Here is a 14854-nt window from a genome sequence, read left to right as displayed (position 1 = left end):
ATTGACGATTACTTGATGTTCAAGAACGCCGCGCCGCGTACGCCGCCTGAATCACCATGTTTCGCTTTGACGATTTTAGGACACTTCGCAACCGACAATAGATGCTTCGGAATACGCTTTGGCATTTCATCATAAATCATATCAAAGTTTGATAGACCGCCACCTAGCACGACAACGTGCGGATCATTGGCCGTAAACAAGTTCGCAAAGCAGATCGCCAGTAGCTCCATGAAACGCTCAACGTGTTCAACCGCTTTAGGCTCGCCTTCCGCTTGCGCTTTAATGATCTCAATAGCTTTCTTCTCTTCGCCAAAGTAATGAGCATACAACAGCTCAAAGCCACGACCTGAAAGGTAATTATCAATACAGCCTTTCTTATCACAGCCACAATCCAGTAGCGGTGCGTTCTCGCCAAGATGGAACCATGCATCGATAGGTAAACGCATATGGCCCATTTCACCGGCTACGTGGTTACGACCAGAGAAAACTTGGCCATCGTAAATCAAACCACCGCCAAAGCCAGTACCTAGGATCAAGCCCATGACCGATGGCGAGTCTTTTAATTCTTCATCCCACGCTTCAGAAAGCGCAAAACAGTTCGCGTCGTTGTCGACTTTCACAGTACGACCAATTTTCGCTTCAAGATCTTTACGCAGCAACTGACCTTTCGCCGCAGGAATATTAACCGTTAGGATTGCACCGGTATCAGCGTCTTCCATGCCAGGCAAACCAAGACCAATTTTGCCTTCGCAATTGAATTCTTGATCGTATTTGTTTACCAAGCCTGCAATCGCGTCGAGTAATGCTTGGTAATCGCTGGTTGGCGTAGGCACGCGCTCTGTTGCAACACGTTCTAAATTTTCATTGAATGCGCCAAACTCAATCTTGGTGCCACCCACGTCAAAGCCGTAGTACATTGTATTCACTCCCAGAATATAATTTATAAAATCCAAACTTCGGTCATTATCCATAAGGCGGTCGTTACAATCCGTGACCTATGACCATTTATAAACCAATTGAACAGGGTTTAACCATCCAAATCAATCGTCTAGCTGCGGATTTGCGGCAAGGTAGTGCTTTAACGCCGGACGGGTTAAATCAGGCTTGATGCGCGTTTTGCTTAATAAATAGGTTTCACGGAAGACACCAAACCACTCATCGAGCATTTTTGATGCCGCTTGCTCACCCAGTTGGTCAAGCACCAAGACAGCCACTTCTGCGGTTGAAAGGTGTTGCTCGTTTTCTGATTTGCGCATCATATATTGCGACAACACTTGTGGCTGAATCGACAATACAGGCAGATGTTGTAGGTACGTTGATTTGCGGAACATTTTACGCGCTTCACGCCAGCTGCCATCCAACAAAATCATCAACGGTTTCTTGCCCGCGCAGAACGACTGAACCGGTTGTTCAATCAAGCGGGATTTTACGTCTACATATTCATCTGGAAAGACGATAAATGGCTGATAGTCATCGTTTTCTAACAACGCTATCATCTCATCTGCCGGTTCAGTGCGGTTCCATTGATAAACGTAACCTTCCTTCACGGCGTCTAAGATCAAACGGCCAGTGTTGCTTGGTTTAAAAACTTCACTTTCCGAAACGATCAGCATCACCGCCACATCGGTGTCGATGTCGGGTTGATAGGCACAAACACAGTACTTGGTTGCCACTTGGCAGTAGTCACAACGGACCACTTTACTGCCTCTGGCATTGAACACTCGTGTTGCTACAGCTTGTCTATGAAGGAAAAGACGATGAAATGCGTGGATTCTCATTCGGATTCATTGATAATAATATTAGGGCGACAAATTCTACTCGCCATGGCGTCAGTTGCAAGTTGAAAGCGTAAGGATACTGAATGCAAAACCCAGATATGATTCGACTGAGCTTCTTTCTTTCCACTTTGGTGCTGTGTGGATTATGGGAATGGCTTGCGCCGCGCAAAGCATTAACCCAAAGTAAAGGCCAGCGATGGCTCAATAATATTGGCTTAATTGGCTTTAATTCACTCTGTCTAAACCTCTTCATGCCCCTGCTCACGCTTGAAGCGGCGTTGTGGGCACAACAAGCCAACATTGGGTTATTTCATTGGCTTTCTCTTCCTGCTTGGTTTGGCGTCCTGATTTCTGTCGTGCTGCTAGATTTCGCCATTTACGTTCAACATGTGGTTTTTCACGCTGTGCCATGGTTATGGCGTTTGCATCGCATGCACCATGCCGATCAAGATATCGATGTCACCACCGGTGCCCGCTTCCACCCCATTGAAATGATCATGTCGATGTGGATTAAAATCGCCATTGTCGTCTCACTTGGTATCTCACCTCTGGCTGTATTGCTGTTTGAAATCATTCTTAACGTCAGTGCGATGTTCAATCATAGTAATGCGAAACTGCCGCTCAATCTCGATAAGGTGTTACGTAAAGCCATCGTTACCCCTGACATGCACCGTGTCCACCACTCAGAAATAGTGAAAGAAACCCATTCTAACTTTGGTTTTTTCTTATCAATATGGGATCGACTGTTTCGCACCTACCGCGCCCAACCTGAATTGGGGCATGACAAGGTAAAAATTGGGATTGCGGAATTTCAGACCTCGCGCGAGCAATGGTTAGATAAGATGCTCACGCAACCATTTAGAAAGCGATGAAAGCGATAATCCACCGTGATGCGGTTCAAGTTTTCGGGCAATCAAATCTGAATTCGGCTAGATTATTCGAGCAATGTTCGCTTCAATGGGAAGAGCCCACCAATAACGCGGTCTTAAGTTTTTAAGCTGCGTTAACTCATTACACGATTGGATCAACCATCAATGCTCAACTTATTCCCTTTTACTCGCCATCGCTTTATCTGTGTATTGATGATGACCCATTTTGCCGTAGTCGGTTGCAGCTCTTCACCAGAGCCGTCTAATTCGGCGCCGGTACAAACGGCCTACCACCAGCTACTAAAAAGTGAATTTATTGATGTATTTAAAATATGGAAAGGCACCCCTTATCGCTTAGGAGGGCATTCTCTTAATGGGGTGGATTGCTCGGCATTCGTGCAAACCGCGTATCAAAACGCAGCGCAAATCCAACTGCCTCGTACAACGGAACATCAAGTCAAAATCGGCCAAGAAATTGAGTATTGGCAGGCGAACGTCGGGGATTTGGTGTTCTTTAAAACGTCACGTACGACTCGACATGTGGGCGTCTACCTTGGGCAGAACCAATTTATGCACGCCTCAACATCGAAAGGGGTCATTATCTCTCGCATGGATAATCCATACTGGGCGGCGAAATTTTGGCAATTTAGGCGAGTCGCTACCCCGCCCGTTTATTAATCCGCATGAGCAAAACACTAATCGTATTTAGCGACGGCGTTATCAAATAAGTTTTTGACTAGGGCAATATACTCATCCAAGAACGCTATCTGTTCATTGGTCGCCGCTTTGAACCAAGTATTGGCGAGTACTTCTCCTAAGTCCGCGACCACCGCGTCTGCTTCCTTTAGAAGTTTAAAACGAACACTTGAATGCAGTTCTGGATTCTGATCAAAGAGCGCCATAATGTTACTCGCCACCATATCCGTGGCAACGTCTTCCACACTCTCTTTCCCCGTCTCACCTTCTTCCGTAGAAAAAATATCGAGATTAGAGGCTAGGTATTCGATCAACGCCGAATAGCCATCGGTATTAACGACCATTTTTGCTCCATTTTAATGTCGTATTCTCCATATATTTTAAGGGATTAGCGCATCGATTAACAATTGTTACTACCACGATATGGTATTTAGCGCCCAAATCGGAGATAAAAACCGCTTAAGGGAATAAACTCAATGCAGCAACCATATTCAACCATTCACACAAATGATTCTTTCCTGCTGGCTTTTATAGATTTAGCGCATCACTCGCTGATTCTGATTAAACGCGATCCGACGACGACGTTCGATAATGCTGACGATCCTCACATTTTGTTGATTCTATGAGTCATTCGACTTCTATTTATTGAATTCTTTGCGATGCCATTCGGAATTGATCACGTCAGTAACCTACACTGTAACCTGTGATTCAACGATTTAGGGACAGGCTATGTGGCAAGCAATCTCCGAGCAGTTATCTGAAACGTTAATGTTTTCTTTTGTAATACGTGAAAAAACAAAGCTATCGGGTGGTGACATCAGCGAAAGCTACATGATCAGTGATGGTGAACAGCGCTACTTCATAAAAGTTAATCATCGTGAGTTCTTAGCGAAATACGAAGCTGAGGCGGAGAACATTCGATGCTTGCGCGAAACCAACACCGTCGTGGTGCCTGAGTTGGTTCACTTAGGAAAGTCCAAGCAGAATGCGTTTTTGATCTTAAACTACCTCCCTACTAAGCCGCTTGAAAATGCAGAATCAAACTACGCCTTTGGTCAACGCTTAGCCGCGCTTCATCAATGGGGAGAGCAAAAAGAGTATGGCTTTGACTCGGATAACTACATTGGTAGCACGCTGCAACCCAATCAATGGTCACGGAAGTGGTCGCGTTTTTTTGCAGAGCAACGCATTGGTTGGCAACTGCAATTGATCAAAGAAAAAGGCGTGTCGCTCACCGACATCAGTGAATTCACACAAAAAATTCAACATCTATTGTCCCATCACCAACCACGACCTTCTTTGCTGCATGGTGCCCTATGGAGCGGCAATGTTGCCAATTCAGCGTGTGGGCCGATCTGCTATGATCCCGCCAGTTATTGGGGCGATCGAGAATGCGATATTGCAATGACGGAACTGTTTGGTGGGTTTAAGCCAGAATTTTACCAAGGCTACGAAAGCGTCCTTCCTCTCGCCGCCGATTACCAGCAGCGAAAGTCTATCTATAATCTTTATCACCTGCTCAATCACTACAACCTATTTGGGGGGCACTACCTTAATGAATCACAGCAACTCATTGACCAAATAAATGATTATTAACTTTTTGAAACAAAGAGTTACATTGATACGCAACGTAATTGCAAGCGGAAAGATCACACAGAGAACAATTCAAATCCGTTCTCTGTGATTTTTATGCCAATAGTCAAACTTTGCACTTAATTTACGTCCATTACTAACTTATCGCCTTACTATTTACCTATGGCAAACGTTGCGTGGCAATTCTAACGTCACAGGTAGTAATAAAGAGGTACGTCTATGCGCAATTTCACGGAGAAGAAGGTCGACTGCCCTCACTGCGGGCATTCTATTGGTATTACCCTTGACGCATCGAATGGCAATCAAGACTTTTTTGATGATTGTTCTGCATGCTGTAATGCTATTCATTTCAATCTTACGGTCAATGAGCAGATGGATCGCATCGATTTAACTGTTGATGCTGACGATGAGCAAATTTTCTGAACACCCACTTCACTTAATCAAAAAGAGCGCATCTGCGCTCTTTGTCATTTCTATTATCATCAGGACTTATGGTCCGGGTTTATAATCTTCTCGCCGCCAACACGCGCTCTACCGTATCGACGATGGCTTGTGTCTGCGGATCAACTTCGACATTGATGCTATCACCCACTTGACGAGAGCCAAATAAGGTACGTTGTAACGTTTCAGGAATGAGGTGTACGTTGAATCGGTTTTCTTTCACCTCGCCAATCGTTAGTGAGCAGCCATCTAAACCAATGTAACCTTTAGCCAGCACATATTTCATTGCCTGCTCCGGCATTTCAAACCAAACCGTACGGTTATTCGGCGTATCAATCACTTCACAAACATTGGCGACAAAAGCGATATGGCCAGACATGCTATGCCCACCAATTTCATCGCCAAATTTCGCCGCACGTTCGATGTTGATGTGATCGCCAACATTCAACTGGCCCAAGTTGGTTAATTTGAGCGTCTCTTGCATCAAATCAAAACTCACCCGTTCGCCGTCGATGTTCGTGACGGTCAAGCAACAACCGTTATGCGCGACAGAAGCGCCGATCTCAAGGTTAGCCCCCAGATCATTCTTCAGTTCAACAATGTGTGTTTGAAAATTTTGCTTATGTTCAATTGCGACGACTTTCGCCATCCCTTTTACAATGCCGGTAAACATCGACCTCTCCTTTCTAAAATCTGTGGCTTAAACGCCAACCAGATTCTCTTTCATACAGTTGTTGTCAGCTTACTTGATTGTCGCGATGAATGCTGTCAATTTTAGCGTTTCAAGCACAATCAATCTGATGGTAAATCGCGTTACTCTTATGATTTATAAGAACTTAATATCCCGTATAACGGCGCCGATTAAGGGCGGACTTGTTATTTATCGGATTCTAAATAAAAACCTGCGCCGAATCGATTTGTTCCGGTATACTGCGCGTGATTTTTAAGCACAACTACTCCTATACCTATCTGACCAGTCTCAGTTGAAAGAGAATCACTCATCTCCGCGCTGTTCGTTTATTTATCCAATAAACAATGGCCAGTGATTGTCTCGTGATGGCTTTGTCATACAGCCTATAGCATCAAACTCGATTTGACAGATTCGTATCAAACCCCACTCGCTGGGTGATGAGTTGTGCCCCCCTTTTGGAGTTCTTTTCGTGCATCGTTATAAGCAAGAAGCTAACACACTAATGAAGTTAGCAACCCCAGTATTGATCGCCTCTGTGGCACAAACTGGGATGGGTTTTGTCGACACCGTAATGGCTGGCGGCGTCAGTGCTATTGATATGGCCGCCGTTTCTATTGCGTCCAGCATTTGGCTGCCTTCCATTTTATTTGGTATCGGCCTGCTCATGGCCCTGGTTCCTGTCGTCGCACAATTAAACGGCTCTGGTAAGTTTGAACAGATTCCATTTCAAATCCAGCAAGGTTTTGTGATGGCACTTCTGATCTCTATTCCGATCATTGGTGTGCTGTTTCAAACGCAGTCGATCTTAGATCTTATGGATGTCGATGTATCAATGGCCGTAAAAACCGTTGGCTATATGCATGCCGTGATGTTCGCAGTGCCTGCATTCCTTATGTTCCAAGCATTACGCAGCTTGACGGACGGCTTGTCACTCACCAAGCCCGCAATGTTTATCGGCTTTATCGGTTTGCTTTGCAACATTCCACTTAACTGGATTTTTGTTTACGGAAAATTTGGCGCACCACAACTTGGTGGTGTTGGCTGTGGCGTTGCCACCGCAATCGTATACTGGGTCATGTTTGGTTTGATGTTGCTTTACGTGATGACCGCCAAACGCGTGGCGTACATTAAGCTGTTTGATAAAATCCATAAACCCGATCCAAAAGCGCTTATTCGCCTGTTCAGATTAGGGTTTCCGGTTGCAGCCGCGTTGTTTTTTGAAGTGACGTTGTTTGCCATTGTTGCCCTGCTCGTTGCCCCATTAGGGCCAATGATTGTGGCTGCGCATCAAGTGGCGATTAACTTCTCATCGCTGATCTTTATGCTACCGATGAGTATTGGTGCCGCAACCAGTATTCGTGTTGGCTACCGTCTTGGTGAGCACAGCACCGATGGCGCAAAAGTGGCATCACGAGTGGGCTTATTGGTGGCGCTGGCGATGTCGCTCACATCGGCACTGCTGACCGTATTATTCCGCGAACAGATTGCGTTGCTTTACACGGATAACCGCGAAGTTATCGATCTCGCAATGCAACTGCTGTTATTGGCGGCGATTTATCAATGTATGGATGCGATTCAAGTGGTTGCCGCCGGTGCACTGCGTGGCTACAAAGATATGGCCGCGATCTTTAACCGTACCTTTATCGCCTATTGGATTATTGGCTTACCATCAGGCTACATTCTTGGTATGACGGATTGGGTGGTTGAGCCGATGGGCGCTCACGGCTTCTGGATTGGCTTTATCATCGGTCTTTCTTCTGGTGCTCTAATGTTAGGCTCTCGTCTAAACTGGATGCACAAGCAGCCAGATGAGGTCCAATTGAGCTTCTCTGAGCGCTAATCATTAGAAAGCCACATTCTGCAAAAACTCTGTGTAAAAAGCTTAGAGTAAAAAGGTCAGCGAAATGCTGACCTTTTTCTTTATTACTCCGTACACTAATAGCAACGAGTCTAATTTGGAGGGAAGCGAATATCTCGATGCCTTGGCTAATGATGGTTCTATTGCTCTTTATTGGCGGCTGTAAGTTCAACCAGCATCCAATAGAAAATCAGTTTGAGACCTATCTCGAACGCGTCGCCAATGTGCAACAACAAACCGCACTGCCCGCCGTGATTGCCGAACCTTTCCCTCTGCCTGCAAAGCGCGATCTGATTTTACCGATTGAAAGCGTGACCATTGGGTTACTCGATAGCTACGAATTACGAAAATGTCGCCTGTTCAACCTAATTGCAGAAAAAAACTCTTCATTGGGAAAAGTTCAAGACCAATTTCGTGAGTTCGATTTCCAACACGCACTCATTCAGGGTTTAGAACAATGCTTAGGCGCGGCAAACAGCTCAAATCAGCGGAATGACAATACGCCCCTGTTGTCGCCACAGCTAACGGAGCAGCTCAGCGATATTCTTCATATAAAACGCAAGCAACAACCGCTCTACACCGCAAACCTGCTCTTCACCAGTGACACCATGCGAACACAACTCAATGCGACGCGATGGGTTGATGCGCAATCCAGCCAAATCGACCCGCAAGTTTTAGCTGGATTAAACGTCATCAATAATGCTTATCTCCAATCTCAATCCGCGGTAATCACTGACAGCGAAGATAACCGTCAAAGCGTCGCTCTGATTACCCCCTATCAAGAAGCGCTCGAAAAGAGCCCCGCGGTGGGCGGCTTACTTTACTCAATGCACAACGCAACCCGCTGGCTCGAGACTATGACGCAGCAACTCACGCAGCACGATGCGGAAATTCTCTGCCAACCAAATCGAGACCGTACAAAATTTAACTATCTCAACAATGTCTTTCGCCAGTTTTTCATCAATGAAATTCAAGCCTATTTGGCGTTATTAGATGCCCAATATTATCAATTGGCGCCATTCTTACCCATGTTTAGGCAAGCACACCCCAACTTTCAATATCCACTTGAATCGGCTCACACCGCCTTTCGACTCGCGACACTCGAACATGTCCAATATTGGCAAGGGTTATTTAAGCGCTGTGGCAAGCCCCTAACCCGTTAGTTTCACTGATTAGAAAGGTATTTATCCGGGTAAATTTGACGAGCAGAGCACAACGAGCGAAATTCAGATGAAAAAAACGGCGCTACCTATGAGCGCCGTCTGAATTGACGATGATGAACACTATGGGCATTCGATAGAATCGTTATCTATTCGTCAGCACCACATTTTGCACAAGGTTCAAAAGTTCGCTCACCTTCATTGATGACCACATACCCACCAATACAGTTTTCGCACAATATAAGCTTAGGGTAAGCGTCTTTCGCTTTTTTGGCGTTGATATCACCTTCTACGGTGTAGTGCTTTCTCATTTTAGTACCGATATTTACTCTGCGTTATTGGCCGATTATAACCGCTTCATAGGCGTTAATCATCAAGCTCTCATGATCAACAATGAATCCCTAACCAATGCCTTCCCTGCTCAGAAACAGCACTGAGCATCTTTAAGTTGCTTAGATCTTTAAGTTGCTTAGGTAGTTGCTTAGGTATATCAAATTTTTATTCCATCAAACGATAAACTGTAATACTCTTTTTCGGCCCAACTTCTTGGGCACAAACTTAATTGTAATTCTCAGGGCAGGGTGAAAGTCCCTACCGGCGGTATATCTTTTATAGATGAGCCCGCGAGCGCTCGATGTTTCGAGGTCAGCAGATCTGGTGAGATGCCAGAGCCGACGGTCATAGTCCGGATGAGAGAGAATGAGCGACACACCAGATCATCAGTAGGTTTACCTGCTGCGAGCTGGTGCATTTTGCATCGTGTTCTATCCCTCCCAATTAGCCCTGATTCTGGTATCAACGTAGGAATTAACCATGAATCAGACATCACTACTTGCCGAATTTGGCGACCCAATTACTCGTGTAAACAAAGCGATCGAAGCGCTTAAAAATGGTCACGGCGTCATGCTACTGGATGATGAAGATCGTGAAAATGAAGGCGATATTATTTATTCCGCAGAGCATTTAACCGCAAAACAAATGGCGCTAATGATCCGTGAATGCAGCGGCATTGTTTGCCTGTGCTTGACTGAAGAGCACGCCAATCAATTAGAGTTACCGCCTATGGTTCTCAACAACGACAGTGCTAACCAGACGGCGTTTACCGTTTCAATTGAAGCGAAACATGGCGTGACGACAGGTGTTTCAGCGCAAGATCGTACGACGACGGTGAAAACGGCGATCGCTGCGGATGCCAAAGCCAGCGATCTTGCTCGCCCAGGGCATGTCTTCCCGCTTCGCGCACGTTCGGGGGGTGTATTAACACGCCGCGGCCACACCGAAGGCACCATCGATTTGATGAAACTCGCCGATCTTCAGCCTGCTGGCCTTTTGTGTGAGTTAACCAATCCTGATGGCACGATGGCGAAAACGCCAGAAATCGTTACGTTTGCTAAAACCCATGATATGCCCGTGTTAACGATTGAAGATATCGTGCAATATCGCAGCCAAAGCTTACAAATGTCGGCGTAATCGACACTTATTTGTGTGAGGGCAGCTTCAGCGCTGCCCTCTATTAAGCGAAAAGCCGTGCGTATAACAAACACTTATGGTGTATTTTTTAATCGAAAAATAATTTAAAAAAAGGCTAGCTATTTATATTTAAAAATGTATATTAGCGGCTGCTCTGAACATAGAGTTGTTAACGTATAGTAAGACTTCCAGCGACATCCCTAGCAAGATTCTCCCTGTATCTCCTTAGTTCTATCCAATAATAGCTAAAACCAGTGCACAAATTTCGTATAGAAATTTCCGGGACAATACGACCATTAAACTCGATCGTTTATCAACATCATGTTATTTCGTGATGGCGAATCTTTGTTTAATTACGTTTTTGTTCGCGAAGGTTTAAAGGGCCACTTAAAGGCCAGACAGCATCTTTTTATATCAGCCAGACTCACACTCTTAACTGACATGTAACTGCCATCGCGTCACTGCAATCGCGTCACTGCAATCGCGTAGCTACATAAGATCCTCAACCCATTCTCGAATGATGGGTTCAGCAAACCTTTCTAAAAATTTCTTATCGAACAAATTTTATTCACTTTGTCTTGAGCGATCTCAAGCAAAAATTCATTACATATAAGGTCACTATTATGGCTCGTTCAATTGGACGTAAACGATTTTGGTTTCAACAAAAACGCTCTGACTCAACTTTAAACACAGGTACTCATATTGTTAATTACATTTAATTTGTTTGAAAATAACACCTCTTGGAATGCGACAATTCATCAACTTAATAGTGATATTTTGAAGCGTCATGTACTCACCAAAGGTAAGGTAAATGATCGCAATCTAAACTTTTCTTATTGCGAAGCCTCTTCGATGGGCAGCATTACCGATAAAGATGACATTCAACTAGGGGAATTTATTGTCTTTTCCTGATAAGTTAAGGATTCACACTTCAACTTATCCATTCTTTCTTCAGACCATCCTCTCGTCTGTAGAATTTAGGTAACAGATTGACTTATCATTGCTTTCTTACATTGAAAAAGCACTGAGAGAACAAGGGCAAAGCCACCAAGCGTCACAATGAACAATAAGACGACGCTGCAAGATCTACGGATTGTATGACTTAGCCCTTAACCCCCTTCTCTATTCTCTATTCTCTATTCTCTATTCTCTATTCTCTATTCTCTATGATTCGTTCACGATCAAAAGATTGTTAGCGTACAAAAAACACACCTTCCACCGCCTGACTCTTGCTCGTATTGCTCATTCTCGTCAATTTTCGAGCGTAAACCCCAAGATTAAGCTTGGTATTTTGTTACCAAAATTGTCATCTATTCTCCATTTCCTTTGGCCTAACATTCGTAAAGCAACTGATTTTATTGCCCTTTTACGTTTAACGCCTCCATTACCGGCAAAATTAACACTCTGCGTGCAAGATGTTGTTACCGTGCTCCAACCACTTCCCCTTCTAAGTTAGTTAGAATGACGCGTTGCTACACGCAACCTGTTTAAGATCCTTGATTGTTTTACTAAGCATGGCCTTTGAGCTTGCTCGTTGAAAACTGCAATGCACAGCGTATGCATTGTATTGATATTTAGTTTGGCTAAATATCTGCTCGGTATCTCGTCCATATTATCCAAGCGAAGAAAGAACCACTTGAATGCCGAAATTAAATCTTAATCGCGTTAAACACTGCCCTCTGTTTTCTGATGCTGAGCGATACGAAAAAGTACCGACGGCTTTAGAACCAAACTACACAGAGTCGAAACACAAACTTTGCCCTAGTGCAGGGCTCACAGAAAAACACCTCGCACGTCGTTGGCAAGTACTAGAATCGATGACCAATAAAGATGTGCTGTTAGATTCATTTACTCTGGGGCACTATCATGAATACGCCAACAACATCGAACACTTTATTGGGACTGTAAATATCCCCGTCGGCGTTGCTGGCCCATTGCGCATCAATGGATTGCATGCCAATAACGATTATTTGATTCCTCTTGCAACCACAGAAGCGGCCTTAGTCGCGTCTTATAATCGCGGCGCTAAACTGATTACCGCTGCCGGTGGTGTCAGCACATTATTGATTAACGAAGGCGTCAGTCGCACACCTGTCTTTAGTTTTCCGTCGCTTTCTCAAGCGGCTCAGTTCGTGAGTTGGGTCGTCACTCAATACGACATTTTCCGCCAAGTCGCGGAATCAACAACCCAGCACGGAAAATTGAAAGACATCAATGTCAATCTTGAAGGCAACCATGTTTACTTAGTCTTTGAGTATCTTACTGGCGACGCTTGCGGTCAGAATATGGTGACCATCGCCACCCATAAAATTTTTCACCATATTCTCGACTTCAGCCCTGTTTCGCCAATCGATGCCTTTTTAGAGGGCAATTTGTCTGGCGATAAGAAAGCCAATGCGCACACATTACGCTCGGTACGCGGTAAAAAAGTCTCGGCTGATATTACAATTCCAGCGTCTTTAGTGAAAAAACACCTCGGCACGACACCGGATAGCATGGTTAAGTTTGGCAAAATGAATACCGTTGGGGGCCTATTAAGCGGGTCAATTGGCATTAATGCGCATTACGCGAATGCGCTCAGTGCGCTTTATATCGCCTGTGGCCAAGACGCTGCGTGTGTGGCGGAATCTGCGATTGGTATTACCCGTTTTGATCTGGACTCTAATGGTGATCTTTACGCATCCGTCACCTTACCTAACATCATGGTTGGCACCGTTGGAGGCGGTACCGGATTGCCGACTCAAAAGGCCTGCCTTGATATTCTCGGTTTGCATGGTAATGGAAAAGCCAAAGCGTTAGCTGAAGTTGTGGCGGCGCTATGTTTAGCGGGTGAACTGTCTATTGTTGGGGCATTCTGCGCCGATCATTTCTCCCGTGCGCATCAAAAACTCGCACGCAAGAAGTACGCGTAAAACACTGCTATAAGGTTGAAAGAGCTGCCAAATATGCTGAGTGCGGCTCTTTCACTGCCAACGAAAATCGCCTTGCCTATCCTTATATCAACAAGCATGTTGTCACTAATTTAGTTACACTAAGATCAATCCAACATCGAAAACAGTTGCACTCCCCTTGATGCAAGATAAAAAGAACAAAAAGGTAAACGATTGATTACAGATAAAAAGATCACCTTTGCGACCGCAAATCTATTTAACTTTATCGAACCGCCTGGCGCTTTCTATGATTTTGAAAATATCTATGAAAGCGAAGCGTGGCGAGAAAAGTGTCGATGGACCCAAAACCAAATTCAAAGCCTTGAAGCGGATATAGTGGGTTTGCAGGAGGTCTTCAGCATCGACGCAGCAAAAGCCCTGTTTGTTGAAATGGGGTATCCCTACTTCGCCAGCGTCGATGAGCCTATGGTAGAAAATGACTACATTTATTCTAAGCCTGTGGTCGCATTGGCGTCTAAATACCCGATAACGCAAGTCAGTTCGGCCGAAGAAGCACTGTATCTCGAAGAGCATTACGCAACCTCAATTCCAACATTCAGTCGCAAGCCGCTTTGTGCTTTGGTTAATGTACCTGACATCGGAACCATCGCCGTGTACGTATGCCATTTAAAATCACAGCGTGCCACTGAGAGCCATACTGAAGAATACGAACATGAAGTTGTGGGCCGTTGGCTTTCAAGCCAGCAGCGTGGATGGGAAGCCGTCATGTTGCGTTTGTTTATGGAGCAAAATTACGCCAAACACCCCCTCCCGACCATCTTGATGGGAGATATGAATCAGCCACTGAATAGTGATATTACCGGATTACTGACGAGCCGACCGCGTCAACCAAGCGCATCGCTGCAATTAAAAGACAGTTGGCACTTATATCAATCCACACAAATGCAAACCGACAATCAAGCCGCGCAAGAACGTATCGCCACGCATTACTACTTCGCACGAGGTAATGTATTAGATTACATTTTGCTTTCCCAAGAATTTCAGCAAGATTCGCCCTATTCTTTGGCAGACATTTGTCGTTATCAAGTGCTCGACAGCCATCTCGTCAACCCGATTTATGAGCGCGATAAACAAGCCAGCGACCATGCTTTTGTTGGTGTTACCGCGCGTTTTATTCTTTAGAAAATGCGATGAGGCTGAGAATGCAGTCAACACCGCTGTAACTTCAAGTTGGACGGGCGCAGCTTAATAACGCTATTTGATTTCCAGCAATAGACATCAAGTCGCCAGACAAAATCGGCGGCTCGATTATTAGCCCCCAATTCAATCCGTTGTGATTTTGTACCTAACTGCTCTGCCCCTTGATTACACTGACAGCCTCCTTTTTCATCATGAACAATATCGATT

Annotated in this window: 15 protein-coding genes and 1 riboswitch; of the genes, 10 read left to right on the top strand and 5 right to left on the bottom strand. The window is 44.9% G+C overall.

Features of this window, described 5'->3' with window-relative positions:
* Nucleotides 1-8 precede the first annotated feature (8 nt).
* Nucleotides 9-917, bottom strand: coding sequence for an N-acetylglucosamine kinase (gene nagK / locus OJ16_RS06905; RefSeq protein WP_040988670.1), 909 nt, complete (start codon nucleotides 915-917; stop codon nucleotides 9-11).
* A 123-nt stretch (nucleotides 918-1040) separates the two neighbouring features.
* Entirely contained in the window at nucleotides 1041-1778 is a 738-nt protein-coding gene (locus tag OJ16_RS06900; protein ID WP_040988668.1) for a tRNA-uridine aminocarboxypropyltransferase, read from the bottom strand.
* An 83-nt stretch (nucleotides 1779-1861) separates the two neighbouring features.
* On the opposite strand from OJ16_RS06900, the gene OJ16_RS06895 reads away from it, so the two are divergent.
* The gene (locus OJ16_RS06895) at nucleotides 1862-2650 is read left to right on the top strand and encodes a sterol desaturase family protein (protein WP_040988666.1); all 789 of its coding nucleotides are present in this window, start codon (nucleotides 1862-1864) and stop codon (nucleotides 2648-2650) included.
* A gap of 162 nt (nucleotides 2651-2812) precedes the next feature.
* On the top strand, nucleotides 2813-3325 hold the full coding sequence (locus OJ16_RS06890) for an NlpC/P60 family protein (protein WP_040988664.1): 513 nt from the start codon (nucleotides 2813-2815) through the stop codon (nucleotides 3323-3325).
* Nucleotides 3326-3342: 17 nt separating this feature from the next.
* On the opposite strand, the gene OJ16_RS06885 is transcribed toward OJ16_RS06890, so the two are convergent.
* On the bottom strand, nucleotides 3343-3687 hold the full coding sequence (locus tag OJ16_RS06885; protein ID WP_040988662.1) for a DUF3802 family protein: 345 nt from the start codon (nucleotides 3685-3687) through the stop codon (nucleotides 3343-3345).
* A gap of 385 nt (nucleotides 3688-4072) precedes the next feature.
* Here OJ16_RS06885 and OJ16_RS06880 point away from each other — a divergent pair, with 385 nt between their 5' ends.
* Complete coding sequence (locus OJ16_RS06880) at nucleotides 4073-4939, top strand: fructosamine kinase family protein (RefSeq protein ID WP_040988660.1); 867 nt, start codon at nucleotides 4073-4075, stop codon at nucleotides 4937-4939.
* A gap of 216 nt (nucleotides 4940-5155) precedes the next feature.
* The gene (locus tag OJ16_RS06875; protein ID WP_040988658.1) at nucleotides 5156-5359 is read left to right on the top strand and encodes a CPXCG motif-containing cysteine-rich protein; all 204 of its coding nucleotides are present in this window, start codon (nucleotides 5156-5158) and stop codon (nucleotides 5357-5359) included.
* A gap of 79 nt (nucleotides 5360-5438) precedes the next feature.
* Here the strand turns inward: OJ16_RS06875 and OJ16_RS06870 are convergent, their stop codons facing one another.
* On the bottom strand, nucleotides 5439-6050 hold the full coding sequence (locus OJ16_RS06870) for a riboflavin synthase (RefSeq protein WP_040988657.1): 612 nt from the start codon (nucleotides 6048-6050) through the stop codon (nucleotides 5439-5441).
* A 487-nt stretch (nucleotides 6051-6537) separates the two neighbouring features.
* On the opposite strand from OJ16_RS06870, the gene OJ16_RS06865 reads away from it, so the two are divergent.
* Complete coding sequence (locus OJ16_RS06865; RefSeq protein WP_040988655.1) at nucleotides 6538-7908, top strand: MATE family efflux transporter; 1371 nt, start codon at nucleotides 6538-6540, stop codon at nucleotides 7906-7908.
* Between the two features lie 137 nt (nucleotides 7909-8045).
* Nucleotides 8046-9089: a DUF3080 family protein gene (locus tag OJ16_RS06860; RefSeq protein WP_040988653.1), complete on the top strand. Its 1044-nt coding sequence runs from the start codon at nucleotides 8046-8048 to the stop codon at nucleotides 9087-9089.
* Nucleotides 9090-9235: 146 nt separating this feature from the next.
* Here OJ16_RS06860 and OJ16_RS20130 read toward each other — a convergent pair whose 3' ends face one another.
* Nucleotides 9236-9397, bottom strand: coding sequence for a hypothetical protein (locus tag OJ16_RS20130; protein ID WP_040988651.1), 162 nt, complete (start codon nucleotides 9395-9397; stop codon nucleotides 9236-9238).
* Between the two features lie 252 nt (nucleotides 9398-9649).
* A riboswitch (FMN riboswitch) is annotated at nucleotides 9650-9791 on the top strand.
* 108 nt (nucleotides 9792-9899) lie between these two features.
* Between OJ16_RS20130 and ribB the strand changes: the two genes are divergently transcribed.
* The 4 genes from ribB (at nucleotide 9900) to OJ16_RS06835 (ending at nucleotide 14629) form a co-directional block, all read left to right on the top strand.
* Nucleotides 9900-10556, top strand: a complete 657-nt coding sequence (gene ribB, locus OJ16_RS06850; RefSeq protein ID WP_040988649.1) for a 3,4-dihydroxy-2-butanone-4-phosphate synthase — start codon at nucleotides 9900-9902, stop codon at nucleotides 10554-10556.
* Between the two features lie 702 nt (nucleotides 10557-11258).
* Entirely contained in the window at nucleotides 11259-11468 is a 210-nt protein-coding gene (locus OJ16_RS06845) for a hypothetical protein (protein WP_040988647.1), read from the top strand.
* A 728-nt stretch (nucleotides 11469-12196) separates the two neighbouring features.
* Nucleotides 12197-13468: a hydroxymethylglutaryl-CoA reductase gene (locus OJ16_RS06840; RefSeq protein ID WP_040988645.1), complete on the top strand. Its 1272-nt coding sequence runs from the start codon at nucleotides 12197-12199 to the stop codon at nucleotides 13466-13468.
* 192 nt (nucleotides 13469-13660) lie between these two features.
* Nucleotides 13661-14629, top strand: a complete 969-nt coding sequence (locus tag OJ16_RS06835; protein WP_040988643.1) for an endonuclease/exonuclease/phosphatase family protein — start codon at nucleotides 13661-13663, stop codon at nucleotides 14627-14629.
* Nucleotides 14630-14854: the final 225 nt, after the last annotated feature.

The organism is Vibrio renipiscarius (assembly GCF_000827885.1).
Taxonomy (GTDB): domain Bacteria; phylum Pseudomonadota; class Gammaproteobacteria; order Enterobacterales; family Vibrionaceae; genus Vibrio; species Vibrio renipiscarius.
The sequence above is the reverse complement of the archived record's forward strand: the minus strand, read 5'-3'. Positions and strand labels throughout refer to the sequence as shown.